Source organism: Bacillota bacterium (assembly GCA_023511485.1).
In the GTDB taxonomy this organism is placed as follows: domain Bacteria; phylum Actinomycetota; class Aquicultoria; order Aquicultorales; family Aquicultoraceae; genus CADDYS01.
This window is the reverse complement of record JAIMBH010000003.1, coordinates 60,285-79,600: the sequence shown is the minus strand read 5'-3', so window position 1 is coordinate 79,600 and position 19,316 is coordinate 60,285. Positions and strand designations below refer to the sequence as shown.

Sequence of the window (19,316 nt, the reverse complement as noted above, 5' to 3'; positions counted from 1 at the left end):
GATTGTTTATGGTCTGCTGGTTGAAGGAGTGCTTTTTTGTTTTAATGAGGTGAGGGCAGTACCGGCTTTAGGGAATATAAAATATCTACGGCGACTTGGTTGGGAGTAAAATGGGGGGATACGTTAGAATAATCATAGCGGCGATCATCTGGGGGTCTTTAGGGACCATTGTGCGCCTCATCGATCTTCCTGTCCCGGTAATGGTCTTCTACCGCACCTTTTTTGCCGCAATATCCGTCCTCGTCCTCATTGCGGGCCAAAGAAAGATAGAGAGGCTTGCAGTCGGCAAAAACATATACCTGCTTTTCTGCATAGGAGCACTTCTTGCCCTTAACTGGACATCTTTTTTCTATAGCGTCAGGCTAACCTCGATTGCAAATGCGGTCCTTATAACCTATACCGCCCCAATCTATGTCGCATTGCTTGCGCCTGTTATATTAAAAGAGAAGGTCGAGAGAATCACGATCGTAACCCTTTTAATTTCAGTAATCGGCATGGTGCTTATCGCATCTCCGGCCGCAATGGGCTTTGGCATGAGAGACCTAGCCGGAATTGCATGGGCTTTTGTCAGTGCCATAAGTTATGCAGTGCTGGTTATCCTCGCAAAACCGCTTACCGCAAGAATAAACATTCTTTCGATGATCTTTTTTGAAGAGACGTTTTGCGCCCTCATACTTAGCCCATCGCTCTTTCTTTTCAAGTTCTCCGTAAGTCCACCTACAATGCTTATCCTATTTGTGTTGGGTGCGTTTCACACTGCCCTCGCCGCAGCCCTGTATTTAAGTGGGCTGCGCACAGTCAAAGCCCAACAAGCCGGTATATTCACCTACCTAGACCCGGTAAGTGCAGTCTTTTTTGCCGCCGTTATTCTGGGCGAACTGCCTAGTCTGACCACAATAGCTGGAGGTCTTTTGATTATCGTCTCGGGTTTGATCCTGGTACTAGTAACCAGGCGGCGCATAGAGGCCGAGATTGTATCGGAATAAGTTTGGCCAGAAATTCGGTAGCGAAATTTACCAATAACAACGGCTATAGATAAAATATAAATGGCGTAAATAATGCTGGGTTAAATTTAAAGTTATGCTTTAACCAGCTTAACAGCACAAACCTTAAGCTCAGGTATTTTTGCAATCGGATCTATAGCCGTATTTGTAAGCTCATTTGCAGATGACAGAGCATAATGAAACGGCATAAAGATGACACCCTGGCGAATATCATCAGTTACAACAGCCCTTGCTACTATGCGGCCACGCCTGCTGGCAACCGTAATTTTCTCGCCATCTACCACACCGTAATTCTTAGCATCAACCGAATTTATCTGAACATAGTTTTCCGGCGCTAGTGCATTAAGCCCTTCCGACTTTCCGGTCATCGTACGCGTATGATACTGCCAGGGGTTTCTTCCCGTGGTTAAAACCAGGGGAAATTCTTCATCCGGCTCCTCCGCTGGCGGGCGATAGCGAGTCGGAGTAAAGAGCCCCTTGCCCCTGAAAAAGTTCTCGGTATGAAGCATTCTCGTTCCGGGATGACCCTCTGTCGGGCAGGGCCATTGTAATCCGCCTAGTAGATCCAGCCGCTGATATGTAATTCCGCCATAAGTCGGCGTAAGTTCACGTATCTCAGACATTATCTCCTCAACAGAGCTATATCTCATAGGATATCTCAGGGCAAGGGCAATTTCACAGATTATCTGCCAATCGGCCTTGGCTTCTCCCGGTGGCTCAGTTGCTTTCCTAACCCTTTGAACCCTGCGCTCAGTGTTTGTAAACGTGCCATCTTTTTCGGCAAAAGACGCCCCAGGAAGCACGACGTCCGCGTACTTGGCAGTCTCAGTTAAGAAAATATCCTGGACAACCAGGAAGTCCAGCTTCTGAAGTGCTTCAATTACATGCTTGGTGTCTGGATCAGATACAACCGGATTTTCACCCATTATATAGATTGCTTTGATCTTTCCTTCCAGCGCTCCTCTTGAGATTTCTGTAAGCGTTAGACCAGGCTCAACAGGGAGCTCAACGCCCCATCGTTCTGCAAACTCTTTGCGCGCTTTTTCGTTGTCCACCCTGCGATAGCCGGTAAACACATCGGGAAGCGCTCCCATATCACAGGCTCCCTGAACGTTGTTTTGTCCCCTCAAGGGGTTAACACCAGAGCCACGACGTCCAACATTTCCGGTCATCATTGCAAGATTTGCAATTGCAAGCACATTATCGGTGCCTGACGTATGCTGTGTTATCCCCATAGTGTAGAATATCGCGGCTCTACCTTCCCCGGCATAAAGTCTTGCGGCAGCTCTTATGTCCTGCGCAGGAACACCGGTAATTTTTTCGACATCCTCGGGCCTGCACTCGGGAAGAATTGCTTTTAGGTCCTCAAATCCTTCAGTTCTCTGTGCAATAAAGCTCTCATCAATAAGGTCCTCTTCAAGAATTACATTCATCATCGCGTTAAGCAGAGCAACATCGGTACCCGGTTTTGGGCTAAGCCACACATCTGCGAACTCTACCAGCTTTGTTCGCCTGGGATCTATAACAATAAGGCGTGCCTTATATTCGGTTACCGCCCGCATTATGTGATAGCCAATAATCGGATGGGCATCAGTAGTATTAGATCCGATAACGAGGATTACCTTTGCATCCTCAATATCTTCGATTGACATGGTCATTGCTCCAGTTCCGAATGCCTTGGCCAGACCGGCCACAGTCGGGGAGTGTCACAACCTTGCGCAATGGTCAACATTATTTGTGCCGATTACGGCACGCATAAATTTCTGAAAGAGGTAGTTCTCCTCGTTGGTACACCTTGCGGATGCCAGCCCGGCAATTGAATCAGGTCCATGAGCCTCTTTTATCTCAAAAAGCCTGCTTGCAACTAGATTTATTGCCTCATCCCAAGATGCCTCAACAAATTGCCCGTCTTTCTTAATAAGCGGCTTTTTAAGCCTATCCGGATGGTTAATAAATTTAAAGCCAAAGCGAGCCTTCGCACAGAGGTTTCCTTCATTTACACCGCGGCCCGACTTGCTGGTAACCCTAAAGACCTTGCCAGCGCCGTCTATATTTAGCTCAAGCTGGCAGCCCACACCACAGTAGCCGCAAGTGGTCTCAACTACTTTAGGGGGCCAGAAGTACTCCCGGGTAAAATCCTGCCTGTTTGCAATCATGGCAGCTGTTGGACATACAGACAGGCACTGTCCGCACGCTTCGCAGCTTGTTTCAAGAAGCGGTACGCCGCCAGCTGTCGTGATCTCATCGTTTATCTCATCATGGACAAGCGCATCGGCCTGCACAACCTCACCGCAGATACTTACGCAATTCAGGCAGCGTATACACTTGTTCATATCTCTTAGAATCACCGGATGGTGGTCATCCACCTTAAAATGCCGCATGGATTCTCCATCCAGGTTGGGTTCGATCTCATACTCAACTGCAAGTTTTCTTAAGTGGCACTGGTTTTGTTTAATACAGCCACACTCCATGCAGCGCATCGCTTCTTCGATAGCTTGCTCATCAGAGTATCCCAGCTCCACCTCTTTAAAGTTATTTCTCTCAGTTAGAGGGATAGTTGGCATGGGAACGCGCATCTTCTCTTCTCTCGGCAATAAGTCGTCCCGCGTAACACCGCTCTTTACAGCGCTAAACGGTTTGTCGGGACCCAGCTTTATCTTTTCACCGTTTAAGTACTGGTTGATAGCAATAGCAGCTTTTCTTCCGGCAGCTATAGCATCGATTGCTGCTCTTGGCCCGGTTACCGCATCACCTCCAGCAAACACGCCTTCTACGTTCGTTTGCATAGTAGAAGAGTCAATTGCTATTCGCTTTCGCTCACTCAGGAGCCCGTCAAGAGAGTTCCCATCGATGGCTTGACCAACCGCAGCAATGACCATGTCGACATCGATGACGAATTCGCTTCCTTCAATCGGCTCAGGCCGCCTCCTCCCGGAATTGTCCGGCTTGCCCAAAGCCATACGGATGCATTTAAGCCCTTCTACCCGGCCGTTTCCCAATACCTCAACCGGACTAGCAAGCAGCGTTAGCTTTACCCCCTCGCGCTCAGCTTCCTCTATCTCTATATCATGTGCGGGCATTTCCTCGCGGGAGCGGCGGTATATCAAATTGACTTCTTTGGCTCCCAGTCGAAGCGCGCTTCTTGCGGTATCGATTGCGGTATTGCCGCCCCCTATAACTGCAACCCGCTCGCCAACCTTAAGTTTCTCGCCAAGTCCAATATTTTTTAAAAAGTCGACTCCGCTTAGAACACCCTGGGTATCTTCCCCGTGGACCCCCAAGCTTACACCCTTCTGAGCGCCGATTCCTAAAAATACCGCATCATAACTACGCTTTAAGTCCTCAATGGTGAAATTCCGACCTAGTGATTGGTTGGTTTTTACCTCAACCCCTAAATCGATAATCGTCGAGATCTCCCTATCAAGGACATCCTTGGGCAGCCTGTATGCAGGGATGCCATACCGAAGCATTCCGCCAAGCTTCGGCATGAGCTCAAAAATGGTCACCTTATGTCCTTCAATGGTCAGGTAATAAGCGGCCGATAGACCCGCAGGACCTCCGCCTACCACCGCAACTTTTTTGCCTGACGGGGGCTTTATCTCGGGTCTGAATCTATCATTGGATAGTATATCTTTATCAGCAACAAATCGCTTTAAAAAGCATATGGATACTTTCTCATCGATTAAGGCCCTGCGGCAACTATCTTCACAAGGCCTGGTGCAAATCCGCCCAATAACCGAAGGCATTGGGTTGGTCTGCTTGATGAGCCTTACTGCATCACGATATCTCCTCTGGACGATCAAGCCGATGTATGCCTGCGCATCCGTTCCAGCAGGACACGCCAGGGTGCACGGAGCTATACAGTCTGCCCAGTGGTCTGCAAAAATCTCATTCAGCCTTTTCTTTCTGCGTTCAATTATAGTATCGCTTTTGGTCTTTACATGCATGCCATCGACAACCCTGGTCATGCAGGCTTTTTGAACCACGTTATCTATCTCAACCAAACAAAGGCCGCAACCGCCCGTCGGTTTCAACCGTGGGTCATGACACAGATATGGTATATGTATCCCGTTTTCCAGCGCAGCCGCAAGCACCGTCTGCCCACGGCGGGCTGCAACACAGATATTGTCTATTTGCAGCTGAATATACGACATTCAATCCTCCTACCGATTTCTTGATTTCCAAAAAGCCGCTTATTGTAGACCATCGGCATGAATAATCTCCGGTGAAAATATTTAAATTATCTTATTAAGCCTTAACTAAAATATCGTCTAAGTAAGACGCCGCATAGAGCATTTCGTTCTTGAGCACCTCGATGGTCTTTGCAACTGCCATCAAGTCTTTGTCGAGCGAATCGGCTATCGCTGCAGTTAAGCCAGCAGCCCCCAGCATGGTTAAAAATGTGTAGCCAAAGCGGCTGTGAAGCTCTTTCGGTGTGCCATTGTAAATATTGCTCAAACCTACAACCGATTTCATTGGAGGGTCATTTAGAACCTGGAAACTGCGGATAGTCTCGACGACTTCCATGGCATCCTGTTGTGCAACGCCTATCGGTAAAACCAGCGGGTCGAGATAGATCCTATCAAGAGCTACGCCGTGCTCCATTGCTTTCATCATGATCGTCGCTGCGTTTTCGAGACGCTCATTGTGATCACGCGGAATACCGGCCGATGTCATAGTAAGGGCGATAATATCTGCGTCAAAAGTTGCAGCCATTGGCATGTACTGGTCCAGTACATCCGGGTCGGCGTTGGTTGAATTAATCATCGGCTTGTGCTTGGTCACGGCTTTGAGCCCAGCCTCCATGGCGACGATGTTTTTGGTATCGAGGCAGAGCTGAATGCTGTCATCGACAACTTCCTCGACGGTTTTGACAAGCCATTCCATCATTTCCGGACCATCTTTGGTCCCTGGTCCCAGGTTAAGGTCAAGCGCTTTTGCGCCGCCCTGAACTTGTGCGAGCGCGAGGTCCTGTATCGGCTGCGCATTGCGCTCCCGCATGGCCGGACCGATTGTCTTTGACATGATGTTAATTTTCTCAGCGATTATAAGCATTCTTTGTTTCCTCCTGTTCAGATACCAGAAACCAGAACGTGCAAAGCACCTTCAGAGACCTGATAAACAGTGGCCTCTAATTTCTGATTTCTAAGCCTTACATAAACTTTAGAAGCTAGCTTTTAATTCTTTCTGCCGTCTCTTCAAAAAGTACCTGGTCAAGATTTTCCTTGATTCTTGCGATATCGTCGACAAATGATTTATCTATATCAAACGGCGACCTTCCATCCAAATCGGCAAGTCTGATCGTGTCCCGCTCGGCGACTGTACCGATTATCGGAAGTTCTGGCAGATAAGTTTTCAACCGCTCTTCCTCATCCTGGCTGTGTAGTTTGTTTAAGATTAAAAACACCTTTTTTATGGACAAATCTTTTGCCAGTTTCTCGATTGCCTTTGCGGTCTGCACGCTTCGCTGGCCCGGTTCGATAACAACCAAGAGGGCATCTACTGACTCAGCAGTGCCTCGGCCTAGGTGCTCAATTCCGGCCTCCATATCAAGGATAACCGCTTCGTTTCGCCTTACGATGACGTGTTTAAGAAGCGCCCGCAAAAGCGTGCTCTCGGGGCAAATACAGCCGCTACCACCCTTTTCAATAGTGCCCAAAACAAGAAGTTTAATCCCATTGACGTCAATGCTTAAGCTATCGGGTATATCATCGACCCTTGGGTTTAGCTTAAAATATCCGCCAATTGTTCCAGGCTGTGCTCCAGTTCGCTCCGCAATAAGCTCATTCATCCTGGCAATCGGGGTAATCCCCATCGCCAGCTCTGGGTCTACGCCTAAAGCCGCCGCAAGATTTGCATCCGGGTCGGCATCGATTGCAATTACTTTATATCCTTCTTTGGCAAGAAACCTTGCTAATCCAGCTGCTATAGTCGTCTTACCGACGCCACCCTTGCCGGTTATAGCTATTTTCAATCTTAATCATCCTAACTTACTAATATTGGTAGTTCGAGTTTAGCGTAGTGCAGCCCTTTAGAGACCGGCGGCCTCTAAAATATCGGGCACCTTATCTTCCGCTCCAATCGCCATGACATGCACTCCGGCGCAAACCTCTTTTAGCTCGCGGATTTGTCGCCCAGCAATCTCGATTCCCTTTTCAAGCGGCTTCTCCGCACTTGCTAGCTCCTGGATCAAATCGTCAGGAACGGAGATGCCTGCTACAAATTTATTCAGGTACTTGGCCATGCCGGCTGATTTAAGCAATAAGATTCCGGCTAGGATTGGCACGTTATATTTACTTGCGCGCTCCATAAAGGAGTGGAACTTCTTCAAGTCGTAGACTGCCTGGGTCTGGAAGAACTTTGCGCCAGCCTCGACCTTTTTCTCAAACTTGGCCAACTGGGGCTCAAGTGGATTTGCCTCCGGTGTCACGATCGCTCCAGCAAAGAAATCAGTCTTCCCCTGAAGCTCGTTTCCGGCCATATCGAAGCCTTCGTTTAGGCGTTTAATCACCTGCAAAAGCTGAACTGACTCGAGGTCAAAAACCGGCTTTGCGTCCTTATGGTCCCCAAGCATCGTGTGGTCCCCAGTTAAAGCAAGCACATTTTTTACACCGAAGACGGCCGCTCCAAGCAGGTCAGATTGCAGTCCTAAGCGGTTACGGTCACGGCAGGTCATCTGAAAAATCGGCTCGACGCCAAGCTCAAGCAGGACCTTAGTAACAGCAATAGTCGAGACGCGCATGACCGCACTTTGATTATCGGTTACATTTAATGCATGCACTTTATCTTTTAGCACCTTTACATGGTGAACCATCTCTGATATGTCGGTACCCTTAGGTGGGCCAACCTCAGCTGTTACAACAAATTCTCCGCTTGCTAGAGCTTCTTTAAATCCCATCTCAATCGCCTGCCTTGCGCAAATCCATAGAGCGGATGTTGCCTGCCTTGGCAAAATCCTTTGGGGTTATGATTTGCTTGAATTGCTCAATATTTCCTTGTTTCTCAAGCGCGTTGTAGATTAAAACCCAAGCGCAGTCTTTGTCTTTGCTTATCTCGCACTTGCCATTGTTGGTGCCGCCGCAGGGCCCGTTGAGCAGGCCTTTAGCGCAGCGTGCGATTGGGCAGATGCCTCCAGTTAGATGGAGGATACAATCTCCACAGGCCTTGCACTGCTCAGTATAATATCCAAACTCCTCATTAAAGCCGATGAATTGGGTATTTACTCCGGGCAGCACAGGCTTCTCGGGAAAACTTCTCGCAACACCCTGAATACCTGCACCACACGCCAAAGACACGATCGCCTGGTAGCTATCGACATCTTTCAGCTCATCGATATATTCGAAATCGCACTGGCGAAGGATCGTCTGCTCACCTACTTCGATTTCTCTTCCCTCGACTTTTCTTGCCAGGCGAAGCGCGGTCGCCATAAGTTTGACTTCACGCTCACCCCCGGTCAAGCAAACGGTTGTGCAAGTCCCACACCCGACCATGAGTATCCGGTCGTACTTATCAGTCATCGCCTTTATCTCGTCCAGACTTTTTGGTTCTGCAACAATCATATCTTCTAAACTCCTTTACTTGCTCGGAGTCAGCTGTTTACTTAATGGGCTTGGACCCAGCTCTTCTATTTTATCTTTAAACTCGTTGACTGCCCTTGTAAGGTCATCGGCTGAGCCTTTTGTGACCTTGGCAAGCTCGAGCCGGTCTGCACCGAGACCTATCTCATTTAACGTATCTTTAACACGAGCAACCCTAATCTTTGGCCAATCAATACCTTTATTGTGCCTGCATTTTTCATCCGGGCACGCGGCGACGAGCACACCATCTGCCCCCGCCTCAAAGGCAGCTAAAATATGCGCCGTATCAATACGGTTGTTACACAACATGCTTACCTGGTTTACTCCAGCCGGAACTTGAGTTCTTAGCCTCTCAGGATTTAAAACCTCTGGCACCGAGTACTGGCATGTAAACACGGTGATAAAGGGCTCATCAAGGCTTCTTGACGCCCGGGTCATAATACCTGTCGACTCGTTTAGCTTAATATCTATGGCCAGTGCAGGGCACTCGGCAGCGCATATGCCGCAGGCCTGGCAGTTTTCAAGCGCAAAGTTTGCAACCCTTGCTTCTCTGACATACGGCGCACCATACGGGCAGACACGAACGCATGTCAAGCATGCTGCGCATTTCTCCTCGATAAGCTGCGCACCCGCTCCGCAGTTCATACAACGGCGTGCCTCATACATCGCCGTTTTCTGGTCGAAGCCAAACTCCACTTCATTAAAGTTCTTGATGCGCTCTTTTGCGTCGGCAAGCTCGGCTGCTGTACGTGGCAGCTTGGTCACTATCTCGGCAACTTCACCCGGCATCTGGCCAATAGCTTTTGGCTCGCTTATATGTAGCGCAGACACCTTGCCGGTATCTAGATACTTTGCTATAGCAGTTGCTGCCCTGTGCCCACTTTTCATAGCAGCAACTGCTGCTCCGGGGCCGGTTACGACCTCGCCGCAGGCAAAGACACCCTCCACGTTAGTCTGCATTGTCATTGGGTTAAACGCGATGCGGCCGCGCTCATCTATCGCAAGCTCGGTTCCCGTAAAGCCCGATGTGTCCGCGCCTTGGCCGATTGCAAAAATCACATTATCGGCTTCTGTCTCGGTAAGTTCGCATTCGTCAAACTTTGGGTTAAACATACCGTTTTCAAAAACTGAGAGGCATTTCTTAAAAACCATGCCGGCAACTTTTCCATCCTTGACTTTGATCTCCTTCGGGCCCCAGGAAGGATATATCTGTATCCCTTCATCTATTGATTCTTCAATCTCCCAGGGAGAAGCCGGCATTTCCTCATCGCTCTCCAGGCAGAACATCTTGACCTCTTCGGCACCTATCCTTCTTGCGGAGCGAGCAACATCAGTTGCAACGTTTCCGCCACCGATAACTATTACTCGCCTGCCAATCGTGGCATTATCGTCAAAGTTAACCATCTTTAAAAAAGGAAGTGCAAGAAGAACTCCTTGAGCGTCAGCTCCAGGGATAGGTAGGCTGCGGCTAACCGAGAGACCGATCGCTATAAGAACCGCATCATAATCCTTTATGAGATCGGAAAAGGCGATATCTTTTCCGATCTCGGTGTTCGTCTTTATCTCAACCCCTAAAGATTGAATAGCCGCAACGTCCCAGGCAACGATATCTTTAGGCAGTCTATATTTGGGAACACCAGTGTAGATGGCGCCTCCGCAGGCATCGTTTTTCTCAAAGATAGTTACGTCAAAGCCGTCCTTTGCCAAATCATAAGCCGCGGTGAGCCCACTTGGCCCCCCACCGATTATTGCGACCCTTTTCCCTTTTGTTTTTGGGATGGGATCGGGATGTGGTAGGTCCATGCAGACATCGGCAGCAAATCTTTTTATCGAGCGGATTGAGACTGCCGAGTCAACTTTATTTCTGCGGCACTCTCCCTCGCAGGGGTGATTGCAAATCCTGCCCAGCGAGCCGGGAAGAGTACACCTCTCGCGCACTGTCTCAAGCGCTTCTTTAAATCTACCCTGTCCAACCAAACTAACGTAGGACTGGATGTCGGCATTAACCGGACACGCGACTACGCAGGGAGGCTTCACTGGGGCCTCCAGCACCCATCTCTCGAATTTTTCAGCCTGAGAAATAGAATCTTTGTCCTTCATGGAAACTTCCTTGTTCCTAAGTCCATTCATGGTTTAGCATTTATGGTTTATAGTTTAAAGTAGCTAAGCTCTATAGAGCGCTTTTAGTGCCAATGTTCCAACGTGCTACAGTGCCAAGGTCAATAAATAAAGACATTGGCACTTTGGCATATCTAGACCCTAAAACGGAGCTTCAGATATTGTAAAACTATAGACCAACATATATGGCTTTGGTTTCTAAACACCAACTGGCTGGTAATTTTTGAGGAAGCTTGCGACATCGCTTGCTTCGCGTGGGCCAACCGTTACTTTCCAGTCTCCCAGTTCATCCTCTAGCTCGCCAGATAGCTGCGCGACATAGCCCGGGATAACAACCTCACGGTGCTTTACCTTCTGCTCAATGTCGCTCTTTTTAATAAATGCAGCAATGCGCTCAGGCACAAACTTTCCGGCTGCCCAAGCAGTAAGCACTGATAATCCCTCAACATCAACTACACCAAGCCAGGCCGGTTGCTTGCTCCCTTCAACTTCTGAGGAGAGGATAAAGTAGGTAAGCGAGAAATTCGTTGTAACAAGAACCGGCGAGTTTTCATCTGGTGAGTTAACCGGATAGAACCCTTGTTCGACCTGCATCGGCCTCTGTGGGTCGGTGTATATGTTCTGCCTCAACACGAAAAGCGGATAGGCCTTCTCGGCAGATAGGTCGCGCATGACGATAAGGCCACCGTACTTCATGACGTAGACCGCTGCGTGTACCGCCTCCATCATGTCGTCCTCTGTCTCTTCCGCCGGTACGGTGATCGTTGGATAACCATATGGGCGAAGTTTCTTCTTAAGCGCCGCCCTTCTTAAGTAAATAAGGTTCTCAAACGTCTCTTTAAGCGTACGGGTGCCCGGATCGATAACAAGGTCCTTAACACCTGCCGCATCTAACTTAGTCGTAAGCTCACCTAGAGCATCAAGAGACGAAGCCTTAACAGCAAGTGGAGCCTGATACTTCTTAGCTAGCTCGGCAAAAGCATCAGCATTCTCCTCGGTTGCCGCATAGATAAGCGGCTTGGACGCACCGGCAACCTCAAGCGCCTTTTCCATCGCCCCGGCATCCTGGGCCATTAAAATAAGCGGAAGATCAGTTGCTGCCTGCACCTTGGTTACAAGGCTGGCAAACTTCGCCGCATCACCGGATGCATTTTTAACGGCTACAAGATTTGCCTTCAGAACCTGCCCAACACGCTCCCACTGGGTACTTGCCAGCGCCGAGATTTTGGCCATGGCCTCACCCTCATCCATTGTATCATCGATGAGCAGGGCAAAGCCCGGTGCGTTAAAGAACGTTTTCTCATGGCGGAAAAGCACTAGCTCCTCACCAACTTTTATCGCGCTCTCACCGGTTCCGATGGTAACTCCCCTCATCGGAGGAGCCGAAGCAGATGACAAAGCGGCTTTTGCCTCATCTGTAACATCCGGGCAAGCATCAAGTGTTGCTCCGCCAGCGGCAAGTTTCATGGCAAATGCTAGGCATGTTGGCACCCCGCATTTGCCACAGTTTGTCTTAGGTAATTGCTTGAAAATATCTAAGCCTGTTAAAGCCACATTAACACCTCCAAATTAGCTCTGTGCTCTGAGCTGCTAGGAACTTTTTTCTGTAGCACGGCCGCACAGCAGCACGGAGTAACTTAATTATATTACATCAGCGGATCCATCTGCATAGCTGGATGGTTTACGCTCTTTAAGAATACTGCTAGCTCTTCCATTGTTGTTGCAACCGTCTCGTCTCCAATTTTATCAATAAAGTCTGGGTCGCCTATTCTCTCACATTGTTTCTCAAGAAGCGGCCTGAGCTGCTCTTTCATATCTTTTGGCAACCAGACAAGCCGGGCAAATCCGCCGTCTGCAGAGACGAATTTCTCACTTGTAACATAGTATTTTCCGATTCCCATCAAGCCTGGGGTCTGGACACCTCCGCCAACAAGACCAGCCATTGTTGAGAACGGCATTCCAAACGGCGTCATGCCCGCATAATCGCGGTTTACAACCATGAATCCGCTCCTAATGTCCCCGGTCTCCATGTCCATTAGCGGCAGGTGAGCAACAATTGCCTCAAAGCATCCGCAGGAGGTCATCGGGTTCTCCATGATACTATAGGCAAATAGCCTCTCGACATTGCCCTGCGTAGCCTTGGCAAGATACTCATTAATACCCTGCCACTCGCCTTTTTCTTCGCTAAGGAGCGCGCCTTTTTCGACCGGCTGGTTTGGGCCAGTAGGATTGATCTCATAAGACGCTTTGCCATCAAGCCAGTTATAGGCTCCGCAAAGTCCAAGCCTCTGCGGCGAGATGATACAGACATGCTTCGGCGCAAACGACTGGCAAAGCGTGCAGGAGTAGAAGACATCGACTGAATTGTCAGTTAGTCCTGCTACACGCTCATCACGCTCTGCGTAAGCTGCTCTTGCCTCTGGCATGAGCTCAGTTACCTTATCCTGATCGGTAATTATCTTTACCTGAACCTTATCAACAATCGCCGGGAAATCCGACATTAATTTGGCGTGGAAGATCTTTCCGAAATCGGCAAGCGAGAAGCCCTTCTCAACAGCTTTCTTTCCAATGCGGATCCACGCGGTGTCTCTCTGTCCGATATGCATGACGCCTTCGGCTCCGTTTACCATATGGTGAAGCTGCCTCTCAAGAATCGGCTCGAAGTCTTTTTGCATCTTGCGTCCTGCCACCTCAACGATGACTGCAAGCGGCAGCCTTGATTTCTCCGGCATGTCGGCGATTTGCGGTCCAATGACTTCAATCTTGCCGTCCTCGACCTCTTCCATATCCTTCATTGAGAGAAACTCAAAGCAGTCTGTCTTCGAGCCACCAAATTCAATATAGAGATCGTCTTTGCGAATACGCTCGCCCTCAAATGCCGGGCTATAGGCGACTGGGATATCGATTTTATCGACTTTGATCTTAAGACCACGGACCTCAATTGCCTTCTGAGCAATTTTGTCAATCGGAATATTTGAGACCACATGCTCATACGTGCAAACACCGGTCGGCAAGATCTGCGGAATATCGGTGTTTGCAATTGCCGGGAAGCCGTAGTTAATGGCGCCGGCGGCCGCCGCGTACTTAATTGGGTCAACCTCACCAAGCGCGATGACAAAGGCGAACACGCGATTCTTGTTGTATCTTAAGATACGAGAGTAGTCGCCTGGCTGAACACCGCCAAATGACATCGCGGCTCTCGTTGCAAAACCAAGCGAATAGATCTGGCCGTAGACATGCGGGTCAAATGGGACAAGCCTTGTTTCCCAGCCAAGCTGCACGCCTTCTTCAGCAAGCTGGTCGGCAATGCACTTGCCGTCAGTTGAGCCTGCCATAAAGACGTAAAGGTTTTTACCCTGAAGCTCGCGGGCAAGGGCAACTGCCTCCTCGTTTGTAGGTGCTGCTCCGACAACTGCGGCAAAGCCAGGTGCGGAGCCGTCTACAAACTCAACGCCGCGGGCGCGCATGATAACATCGTCTGCCGCACCGAGGTATAGATCGGTTACCGGTGGGTCGCCAATGCCTGCATAACGAAGAGCCATAATTATCTCTGCGCCAAATAGCGTTGCTATACCAGCATCAAGCGTGTTGCCTAAATACGGCAGCCATAGCTTATCCGCCGGCTCTTCAGGGAGCAGGTCCTTTGCTATCTTTATGATTTTCTCCATATCGGAGACTTTCTCTACTTTTTCTCCAGTTAGGCCATAGATAACTGGCAGAAAGTATCCGGTGTTTGGAAACGCAACTTCTTGGTTTGGCCCTTTGGTATCAATTGCCTCTCTAACCTTGGCTTCGGCCAGGTTAACCGTCTCGTGTGCGCCCCTGATGGCAGCTGTTGCAATGATCTTAGACACTTAACTCCCTCCTCATTTCCATATCGAAGAGGACTCTTTCTTGCTGCGTATCGATGCCTAAAGCCTTTCTCTTCTTCTGGATGTGCTCCATAGACGCCTTAAAGATCTCCTCTTTGTCCTTGATAAAGTAGAACCCTGCACCAAACTTCTCCTCGTAGCCTTCGGTAATCAGCCGTGTAGTCTCTTTGCTTGCGCCTACCGGTGAGCCGACGCCTCCAAAAATAACTGTTGCGCCGCTCGCAACCGCATAAACTGCTATCGTCAAGGCCTTCTCGGAATACCACTCTGGGGCAAGGCCAATTGCCGGCAGGTCGCTTATGTCTTCACCAAGACCGCCTTCATTTACAATCTCAGTAAGAATGGTTAGAACTCTTGAGTTATCAACGCATGAACCAAGGTGTAGGACAGGTGGGATACCAACGGCCTCACAAATTTCCCTAAGCCCTGGTCCGGCTTCCTCCATCATCTCAGGCTGCATGTAGCCGTGCTTTCCAGCAGCAATTCCGGCGCAACCGGTCATAACTACCAACACATCATTTTTAATGAACTCTTTGACCAGGTACATGATATTTTCATCATGTACTGTCCTTGGATTATTACAGCCAACAATTGCTGCTGCACCCTGGATGCGTCCGGAAATTATTGCATCATTCAAAGGTCTAAATGATGCGCGGAACTTGCCACCCAGCATATAGCGGATGTACTCATGGCTAAATCCAGCAACAAGCGGGTTTTTGTATTTCGGAATGTGTATCTCACCCTTGCGATTTGCAAAGTTGTCAACCGCCATTTTAATGATGCTGCGGGCATTTTCTTCCGCATTGTGTTCCTCAAACTGCATATGCGTAGCACCGGTAATCCTCATGCGCTCATTTGTTGTAATGAGCTTGGTATGATGCCTTGCCGCAGCAGCCTCTAAGCCCTGGAAGACGCACTGCACATCGACAACCATTGCATCTACTACGCCGGTCTCGATAGCAAGCTCTGCCTGCAATACGTTTCCGGCCGGATTAACGCCTCGGCGCATCAGAACCTCGTTTGCGGTGCAGCAAATACCACCGAGGTTGATTCCTTTGGCGCCTTTTGACTCGGCGTATTTTATCATCTCAGGATCGGTTGCCGCATCAACAATTTTCTCGGAAAGAAGCGGCTCGTGTCCATGAACAATGATATTTACCTCATCTTCTTTTAAAACACCTAAGTTTGCCTCCGCTGTTAGAGGCTTCGGTGTGCCGAACATGATATCTTGCAGGTGGGTTGCCAGCATCGAGCCGCCCCAGCCATCGGCCAGACATGCCCGCACCAGGTGAGTCGTTATATGCTCAGCATCCTGGTCGTTTCCGGCATGCGAGCTATGCATTAACTCAACAACTTCACGGTCGACCCCGCGTGGGAAGACGTTGTATTTCTCCCAGATCTCCTGGCGCTTCTTGGGAGCATATTTTACAAACATTAGCGGTTCATCATCTTGCTTGCCAAACTCGTTGAGAGCTTTTTCGCCAACATCGATGGCAATTTCTTGAATGGACCTGCCTTCAGTTTGAACTCCCATGAATTCAGCTACTTGATACAGTTTATCTATGTCTTTGATCTTATAGCCCGGTGCCTCGCCTTTGGCTGCCGCGAGGAACGTCTTCGCGACGCTTCTTCCGTGGTCGGAGTGTGATGCCGAGCCAACCGCGACCTGGCGGGCAAAGTTGCGTGCGGTAACCGTTGCAAGGGTTGCTCCGCAAACCCCCCGTTTCTCTTTACCATCCTTGGTAGTTCCCAAACGGCAAGGACCCATGGCGCATACGCGGCAGCAGCTCCCCTCAACGCCAAAATTGCAGGGCTTCATCTCATCAGCCCGGCTAAACATGGTAGAGATACCTTCAGCCCGCGCAAGCATCTCCAACGCTGCCGGGTCGATACTTCTCTTTCTCTCCTCTGCCATAATCTCTCCTTCGTTCGATCTAGTGATCTTGAGGCCGATTTCGACCGGCCACATCGTCCCCTACATTAATTCACGCCGAATTCGGATAAGGTCTGCTTAACAAGCCTAACCGATTCAGGATGCCTCATAATGAGGATATCTGCTCCTGCTACAAGCAGGCTTACCGCGGTAATTGTCTCCCAGAGGATGCCTCTTTTTGCTGGGTCTCCCCACTCTGGGGCCTCCTCCTGGCTAATCTTGGCCTCTTTGGTCTTCCAGACCTCTTTGCCCATGTTGGCGATGATCGGCATCTGCATCATCGCATCGTTTTGCTGCAGGGCAGCAAGCCTATCTCTCTCGATAACCGAGTAGGCATACTCAAGACCGTAGCCAAGAGCACCTACCGCTGGGTCGATAAGAATCTTCTCAGCATTAAGGCCAAGGTTTGTTATAAGAATGTTTAGCTGCTTTGCCATGTTGACATCGATTGGGGTCTCACCGGCTACAACCTGGTTAAAGCCCATTGCTGCAGCTGCAACGCTCTTATAGTTATCCTCAACAGCCGGACCGATGACAATATTTTGACCCTGGGCAACCTCAGCCACTTTCTTTAAAACCTCACTATCTTTGTCTGCGTTTCCGCTCCCGTAAACAATTAGCGGGATAGAGATGGCATCGAGTACCGCTTTTACGGTCTCTGCCGCCTCATCAGCACTCTTGTCTGCGCCGTTAGGGTCGGTGCTTGCAAGTTGCAGGCAGATAAGGTCTGCGCCAAATTCGTCCTGGCACTTTTTGGCCCAGGCTACCGGGTCGCTCCAAACATCGCCAAGCACATCTTTTAAGGCAACCGCCCACTCCTGCGGCTCGGTATCATACACTTCCATTGCAATCAGTGGACGACGGGGCATGCTGCCCTCGAAATTATAAAAGTTAAGCGTATTCTGACCGCCGGCTACAACTTGGTTGTCACCGACACCGATTGTAACTTCTCTAATCTTCCCGCTATATTGCTCAGTCGGCGCTTGAAAGGCCATTCATATTCCTCCTTTAGCTGCTAGCATTTGGTCCAATAATTACATTGCCTAAGGTTATTCAATTCCCCGGTCCCGGGACCCAGGTCCCTGGACCCTTAAACTTGAACCGCAATACCCGCCCTCTTTTTTGCGGATTGCACGGTATTATACATAAGCATTGCAATTGTCATCGGCCCAACACCGCCCGGAACCGGTGTGATAGCCGATGCTTTCTCCCTTACGCCGTCGAAGTCGACATCCCCGACAAGTTTTCCACTATCCAAGCGGTTTACTCCAACATCGATGACAACAACGCCATCTTTTACCATATCAGCAGTAACCGTGTTCGGTCTGCCAGTTGCAACAACCAAAACGTCAGCTCTCCTTGTTACTTCTGCAAGGTCCCTGGTTTTGGAATGTGCAATGGTAACTGTAGCGCTCTCCGCCAAAAGCATTAGTGCAATCGGCTTGCCGACGATATTGCTCCTTCCGACTACGACAGCTTCTTTGCCAGCAAGCTCTACTCCGGTCCTCTTGATAAGCTCCATTATACCGGCTGGAGTACATGGCCTAAAGCCTGGAAGACCGATGACCATCTTGCCAACGCTTACCGGATGGAAGCCGTCAACATCCTTCTCCGGAGCGATCGTCTCAATGACCCTATTCTCATTAATGTGGCTTGGCAGCGGTAGCTGGACCAAAACGCCATCTATATCCGGGTCATCATTAAGATTTCTTACTAAACCAAGCAGCTCTTCTTCGCTCACCTCAGCGGGTAGAGTGTGCTTTTGCGAAAATATCCCTAGCTCAGCGCAGGCCTTTTCCTTTTGCCCAACGTAAACTTTAGAAGCCGGATCTTCACCAACCAAAACAACCGCCAAACCGGGTGTTATATTGCTTGTCTTTTGCAGTTTTGCAACCTCTTGAGCAAGCTCAGCCTTTATCTGGGAGGATATTTCCTTCCCATCGATTAAACTACCTGCCAATTGCACATTCCTCCTTGTCCTATTTGTTAGGCTACATACTTAATGATCATTTCATTGACGGCCTTTACCGAAGGAGCATCGTCCGGCATCAAGATAGCGGGTTTCCGTTGCCAGCTAAAATCAACAACAGTGTTATCGGCCGGTACAACACCGGCTAACTCAAGGCCGTATTTTTCCGCTTCGCTTTTAAGGACTTCGGGCAGCTCTCCATTTACACGATTGATAACCAGACCGACCTTTCTCACATCGATCTTTAAATCCCAAGCAAGATCCCGAATTCTTGCTGCAGTCATGATACTGATGGGATTGGGCTCAGATACTACAAGTAGAAGATCGATCTTTTGAGTTGTCCTTCTGCTTAAATGCTCCATTCCCGCTTCATTATCTATTACAACATATGGGTAATTCTTCGCCAATACCTCCATGTAGCGACGAAGCAAGTTGTTCGCATAGCAGTAGCAACCTGGGCCTTCCGGGCGGCCCATAACCAAAAGGTCAAAACCTTCGGATTCAATTAGAGAATCTTGCAGTTCGTACTCCATGTATTGCTCTTTAGTCATGCCAGCAGGCATATCTTCAATGCTTACTCTTTGTTTCATATCTTCTCTGACTTCACCAATGGTCTTTTCAACCTCAACCCCAAGTTGCTCATTTAAGTTGACGTTCGCATCTGCATCAACTGCAAAGACAGGGGTTTTTCCCTGCTTTAAGAGATTTCTGATTATAAGGCTCGATATGGTAGTTTTCCCCGTACCACCCTTGCCAGCTATGGCAATTGTAAAACTCAATTCGTATACCTCCCGGGCTAAAAAGCCCTTTATAATTTCTATACGCTAACTTATATAGGGGCTT

13 protein-coding genes and 1 pseudogene are annotated in these 19,316 nt (G+C 49.2%); 1 reads left to right on the top strand and 13 read right to left on the bottom strand.

The features are described from left to right. The first annotated feature begins 110 nt into the window (after positions 1-110). Positions 111-986, top strand: coding sequence for a DMT family transporter (locus tag K6T91_01860; GenBank protein ID MCL6471543.1), 876 nt, complete (start codon positions 111-113; stop codon positions 984-986). 92 nt (positions 987-1,078) lie between these two features. Here K6T91_01860 and fdhF read toward each other — a convergent pair whose 3' ends face one another. The 13 genes and pseudogenes from fdhF to K6T91_01795 all read right to left on the bottom strand — a co-directional run bounded on the left by fdhF (position 1,079) and on the right by K6T91_01795 (position 19,252). Next, positions 1,079-3,160 carry a formate dehydrogenase subunit alpha gene (gene fdhF, locus K6T91_01855; GenBank protein ID MCL6471542.1) on the bottom strand — a complete coding sequence of 694 codons (2,082 nt, stop codon included), beginning with the start codon at positions 3,158-3,160 and terminating at the stop codon, positions 1,079-1,081. 279 nt (positions 3,161-3,439) lie between these two features. Further along, positions 3,440-5,158, bottom strand: a pseudogene (locus K6T91_01850) (FAD-dependent oxidoreductase). A gap of 94 nt (positions 5,159-5,252) precedes the next feature. Further along, positions 5,253-6,059: a dihydropteroate synthase gene (locus K6T91_01845; protein MCL6471541.1), complete on the bottom strand. Its 807-nt coding sequence runs from the start codon at positions 6,057-6,059 to the stop codon at positions 5,253-5,255. Positions 6,060-6,174: 115 nt separating this feature from the next. Then, positions 6,175-6,978, bottom strand: a complete 804-nt coding sequence (locus K6T91_01840) for an AAA family ATPase (protein MCL6471540.1) — start codon at positions 6,976-6,978, stop codon at positions 6,175-6,177. Between the two features lie 57 nt (positions 6,979-7,035). Continuing rightward, complete coding sequence (locus K6T91_01835) at positions 7,036-7,902, bottom strand: methylenetetrahydrofolate reductase (GenBank protein ID MCL6471539.1); 867 nt, start codon at positions 7,900-7,902, stop codon at positions 7,036-7,038. Between the two features lies 1 nt (position 7,903). Continuing rightward, positions 7,904-8,563, bottom strand: a complete 660-nt coding sequence (locus tag K6T91_01830; protein MCL6471538.1) for a methylenetetrahydrofolate reductase C-terminal domain-containing protein — start codon at positions 8,561-8,563, stop codon at positions 7,904-7,906. A 15-nt stretch (positions 8,564-8,578) separates the two neighbouring features. Continuing rightward, positions 8,579-10,681, bottom strand: a complete 2,103-nt coding sequence (locus tag K6T91_01825) for an FAD-dependent oxidoreductase (protein MCL6471537.1) — start codon at positions 10,679-10,681, stop codon at positions 8,579-8,581. Between the two features lie 216 nt (positions 10,682-10,897). Further along, on the bottom strand, positions 10,898-12,253 hold the full coding sequence (locus K6T91_01820) for an acetyl-CoA decarbonylase/synthase complex subunit gamma (GenBank protein ID MCL6471536.1): 1,356 nt from the start codon (positions 12,251-12,253) through the stop codon (positions 10,898-10,900). A gap of 92 nt (positions 12,254-12,345) precedes the next feature. Next, positions 12,346-14,553, bottom strand: coding sequence for a CO dehydrogenase/CO-methylating acetyl-CoA synthase complex subunit beta (gene cdhC, locus K6T91_01815; protein MCL6471535.1), 2,208 nt, complete (start codon positions 14,551-14,553; stop codon positions 12,346-12,348). Beyond that, positions 14,546-16,486, bottom strand: coding sequence for an anaerobic carbon-monoxide dehydrogenase catalytic subunit (cooS, locus tag K6T91_01810; GenBank protein ID MCL6471534.1), 1,941 nt, complete (start codon positions 16,484-16,486; stop codon positions 14,546-14,548). The genes cdhC and cooS overlap by 8 nt, the downstream gene beginning before the upstream one ends. 65 nt (positions 16,487-16,551) lie before the next feature. Next, complete coding sequence (locus tag K6T91_01805) at positions 16,552-17,499, bottom strand: acetyl-CoA decarbonylase/synthase complex subunit delta (protein ID MCL6471533.1); 948 nt, start codon at positions 17,497-17,499, stop codon at positions 16,552-16,554. Positions 17,500-17,594: 95 nt separating this feature from the next. Beyond that, on the bottom strand, positions 17,595-18,464 hold the full coding sequence (folD, locus tag K6T91_01800; GenBank protein ID MCL6471532.1) for a bifunctional methylenetetrahydrofolate dehydrogenase/methenyltetrahydrofolate cyclohydrolase FolD: 870 nt from the start codon (positions 18,462-18,464) through the stop codon (positions 17,595-17,597). Between the two features lie 26 nt (positions 18,465-18,490). After that, positions 18,491-19,252, bottom strand: coding sequence for an AAA family ATPase (locus tag K6T91_01795; protein MCL6471531.1), 762 nt, complete (start codon positions 19,250-19,252; stop codon positions 18,491-18,493). Positions 19,253-19,316 lie beyond the last annotated feature (64 nt).

Excerpts from the sequence above, each read along its gene's own strand:
- K6T91_01805 (MCL6471533.1), bottom strand. The coding sequence starts at position 17,499 with ATGGCCTTTCAAGCGCCGACTGAGCAATATAGCGGGAAGATTAGAGAA.
- K6T91_01830 (MCL6471538.1), bottom strand. The coding sequence starts at position 8,563 with ATGATTGTTGCAGAACCAAAAAGTCTGGACGAGATAAAGGCGATGACT.
- cooS (MCL6471534.1), bottom strand. The coding sequence starts at position 16,486 with ATGGCAGAGGAGAGAAAGAGAAGTATCGACCCGGCAGCGTTGGAGATG.
- K6T91_01825 (MCL6471537.1), bottom strand. The coding sequence starts at position 10,681 with ATGAAGGACAAAGATTCTATTTCTCAGGCTGAAAAATTCGAGAGATGG.
- K6T91_01860 (MCL6471543.1), top strand. The coding sequence starts at position 111 with ATGGGGGGATACGTTAGAATAATCATAGCGGCGATCATCTGGGGGTCT.
- K6T91_01845 (MCL6471541.1), bottom strand. The coding sequence starts at position 6,059 with ATGCTTATAATCGCTGAGAAAATTAACATCATGTCAAAGACAATCGGT.
- K6T91_01835 (MCL6471539.1), bottom strand. The coding sequence starts at position 7,902 with ATGGGATTTAAAGAAGCTCTAGCAAGCGGAGAATTTGTTGTAACAGCT.